The sequence below is a fragment of the Streptomyces sp. NPDC041200 genome (genome assembly GCF_055591805.1).
Genome location: NZ_JBVIZF010000109.1, coordinates 1 through 3,972, shown reverse-complemented (window position 1 = coordinate 3,972; position 3,972 = coordinate 1). Strand labels below are relative to the sequence as shown.

Annotated in this window: 2 protein-coding genes; both read right to left on the bottom strand. The window is 72.4% G+C overall.

All coding sequences use genetic code 11. The annotated features are described in order from the left end of the window. Positions 1-903, bottom strand: a 903-nt coding sequence (locus tag ACZ6CL_RS42780) for a beta-ketoacyl synthase N-terminal-like domain-containing protein (protein WP_468946958.1), incomplete at its 3' end; no start/stop codon positions are given. 60 nt (positions 904-963) lie between these two features. After that, positions 964-3,972, bottom strand: a 3,009-nt coding sequence (locus ACZ6CL_RS42775; protein WP_468946956.1) for an SDR family NAD(P)-dependent oxidoreductase, incomplete at its 5' end; no start/stop codon positions are given.

Here is a 3,972-nt window from a genome sequence, read left to right as displayed (position 1 = left end):
ATTCACCGCCGAACCCCGCACCACAGCCAACACCTCATGACCAAGACGCCGCGCGTCCGACAACCGCTCCAACAACACCAGCCCCACGCCCTCGGAGAAGCCGGTTCCGTTGGCGCCCTTGGCGAACGCCCTGCACCGGCCGTCCGGGGAGAGCCCGCGCTGACGGGAGAACTCCACGAACATCTGGCTGTCGGACATGACGGCGGCGCCACCCGCCAGCGCCATCTCCGCCTCGCCGGAGCGCAGCGACTGCACGGCGAGGTGAATCGCCACCAGCGACGACGAACACGCGGTGTCCACCGTCACCGACGGGCCCTCCAGGCCCAGGGTGTACGACACCCGGCCCGAGGCGAAGCTGCCCGCGCTGCCCCGTCCGAGGTAGGCCTCCAGGTCCTCGGGGACCTCATGCACCCGGGGGGCGTAGTCGTGGTGCATCACCCCGGTGTAGAAGCCGATGTTCTGGCCGCGCAGGGAGGCCGGAGCGATTCCGGCGCGTTCGAACACCTCCCACGAGGTCTCCAGCAGCAGGCGCTGCTGCGGGTCCATCGCCAGCGCCTCACGCGGGGAGAGCCCGAAGAACGCCGCGTCGAATCCCGTGGCGTCCTCGATGAACCCGCCCTCGCGGACATAGGACTTCCCGGGAGCGTCGGGGTCGGGGTCGTACAGCCCGGCCACGTCCCAGCCGCGGTCCGTGGGGAATTCCGTGATGCCGTCAACGCCCTCGGAGACCAGCCGCCACAGGTCCTCCGGTGAGGCCACCCCGCCCGGCAGGCGGCAGGCCATGCCGACGATGGCGATCGGTTCCCACGCCTTCTCCTCGATCTCGCGCAGTCGCCGCGTGGCCTGACGTGCGGTGGCGACGGCCTTGTTGAGGTAGTCGCGGTACTTCGTGTTGTCCACCATGGAAGGTCAAGCTCCTCGCGGGAATCCAGCGGGCCGGGGCGTCAGGAATCACTGAATTCGTCAGGAAATACTGAATTCGTTGTCGATGATGTCGAAGACCTCGTCGTCGCTCACCGACGCGAGATCGTCGTCGGTCTCGCCCGTGGTGGTGAGGGCGTCCGGGCTCCACTTGGCCGCGAGGGCCTGCAGGATGGCGGTGACCCGGTTGCGCACGGCGGGGTCCTCGGCCACCGAGGCGAGCGAGGCCGCCAGCTTCTCGGCCTCGGTCACCGCGTGGTGGACGGCGGGACCGCTGTCCGGGACCAGTCCCTCGCGCAGATGGCGCACCAGGACTTCCGGTGTCGGGTGGTCGAAGAGCAGGGTGGCGGGCAGGCGCATGCCGGTGGCGGCGGACAGCTTGTTCCGCAGTTCGACGGCCGTGAGCGAGTCGAGCCCCAGTTCCTGGAAGGCCCGGCCCGGCGCGATGGCCCGCACGTCGGTGTGTCCGAGCACCACCGCCGCCTCGGCGCGCACCAGCTCCAGCAGGATGTTTGTCTGCTCGTCCTCGGCGAGTCCGGCCAGCCGCCGGTGCAGTGAACCGGCCGTGGCGAGGTCGGTACGCCGGGCCCTGGCCTCGGCGGCGACGATGCGGCGAACCTCGGGCACGCCGTTCAGCAGGGCGCTCGGCCGGGGCGAGGTGAAGGCCGGGACGAACTTCTTCCAGTCGATGTCCGCGATGGTCATCGTGGTCTCGCCGCCGGTCAGCAGTTGCTCCAGCGCGGAGAGCATCAGCTCGGGCGGTACGGGGCCGATGCCCTGGCGGCGCAGCTGTGGTGCCGAGGTGGCGTCGACCATGCCACCGCCCGCCCAGGCTCCCCAGGCGACCGAGGTGGCGGGCTTGCCGAGGCTCCGCCGGTGCTGGGCGAGGGCGTCCAGGAAGGCGTTTCCGGAGGAGTAGGCGCTCTGGTTGCCACTCCCCCACACTCCGGCGATGGAGGAGAACAGGACGAACGCGTCGAGGGAGGCCCCGTCGAGCAGTTCGTCGAGGTGTGCGGCTCCGGCGGTCTTCGCGGACACGATGTCGGCGAATTCCGCCACGGTGGTCTCGGCGAGGGCACCGAAGCCGTTGACTCCGGCGGCGTGCACCACGGCCCGGACCTGGTCGCCGTCGGTCTCCACCTGTCGCAGGAGGTCGGCGAGGGCCTGCCGGTCCGCCACATCGCACGCGCTGAGCGTCACGCGGACGCCCGTCGCGGTGAGTTCGGCCTCGAGTGCGGTGGCGCCGGGGCTGCCCGCTCCACGGCGGCTGACGAGGACGAGGTGTTCCGCGCCCTTCCCGGCGAGCCACCTCGCGATATGGGCGCCGAGCGCGCCCGTACCGCCGGTGATGAGGACCGTGCCCGAGGGCTGCCACGAGGGCTCGCCCGCCGCGTGGTTCAGCTGTGCCCGCTCCAGGCGGCGTACGAACACCCCGTCCTCGCGCAGCGCGAACTGGTCCTCGCCCTCGCAGCCCCCGGCCAGCACGGTGGCCCAGCGCGCGAGGGCTTCGGCGGGGAGCTTCTCGGGGAGATCGACCAGTCCGCCCCAGCGCGCGGGGTGTTCCAGCGCGGCCACCTGGCCGAGCCCCCACAGGGCGGCCTGGGCCGGGCCCCGTACCGGGTCGGTGTCGCCCGTGGCCACCGCGGCCTGGGTGACCGGCCACAGCGGTGCGTCGATTCCGGCGTCGCCGAGCGCCTGGACCAGGCCGAGCGTGGCCGCGAGCCCCTGGGAGACGCCCGGCTGTCCGGGAAGCGCGGTCTCGTCCAGGGCGAGCAGCGACAGTACGCCGGTGATGTCGTGCTCGTCGGCCTGTTCGCGTATCCGCTGGGTGAGCGCGGCCCGGTCGGTGTCGGTCACCGGCAGCAGGAGGGGGTGTGCGCCGTGCTCGCTCAGCGCGGCGATACCCGCCTGTGCCACGTCGCCGTCCGCGTGCGCCTCCGGGGCCACCACCAGCCAGGTGCCGGTGATCGAGGGTGCGTCGGGCAGATCGATCGGCGCCCAGCCGGTCCGGTAGACCCAGCGGTCGAGGCGGGATGCCCGGTTGTGCCGTGCCAGCCGGGCTTCGGCGAGCTGTTCCGGGGTGACCTGGCGTCCGATGAGGGCGTCGATCCGTGCGACGGGCATACCGCTGTGGTCGGTGACGGTCACCTGCCACACGTCGTCGCCCTGGGGTACGAAGTGTGCGCGCAGCCGTGAGGTGCCGTGCGCCCACAGGGCGACCCCGTTCCAGGAGAAGGGCAGCCGGGGAAGCCCGGTGCCGTAGATCAGCGGGGCGTGCAGCGACGCGTCGAGGAGCGCGGGGTGCAGGGCGAACCGGGACGCGTCCTCCCGCTGCTGCTCCGGCAGGGCCACCTCGGCGAAGATTTCCTCGCCGCGGGTCCACACCGCGCGCAGCCCCTGGAACGCGGGCCCGTACTCGTATCCCCGCTCCGCCAGGCGCTCGTACACCGCGTCGACGTCCAGCGGTACCTCGGTGGCCCCGGCCGGGGGCCAGACCGCCAGGGGCTCGGCGGGTTCCGGGCTGTCGGCGACCAGGGAGCCCGCGGCGTGGCAGGTCCACTCGGCGAGGGTGCCGTCGGTCTCCGCCTCGGGCTCGGTCCGGGAGTACACCGACACGGCCCGGCGGCCGCTCTCGTCCGGCCCGCCGACCTCGACGCGCACCTGGATGTCGCCGTCCTGGGGCAGGATCAGGGGCGCCTCGATCACCAGTTCCTCGATGACGCCGCAGTCGACCTCGTGGCCCGCGCGGAGGACCAGGTCCACGAAGCCGGTGCCGGGCAGGAGAGCCGTGCCCCACACCGCGTGGTCGGCCAGCCAGGAGTGCGTACGGGTGGACCAACGACCGGTGAGGACAAGGCCGTTGGAGCCGGGCAGCTCCACTTCCGCGCCCAGCAACGGGTGGTCCGGAGCGGACAGCCCCGCGGTCGACACATCGCCTGCCGGACGCTCGGCGCGCAGCCAGTAGCGCTGGTGCTGGAAGGGGTACGTGGGCAGGGTGACGTGCCGGGTGCCGGCCTGGTCGAACGCGGCCGACCAGTCCACCTCCACACC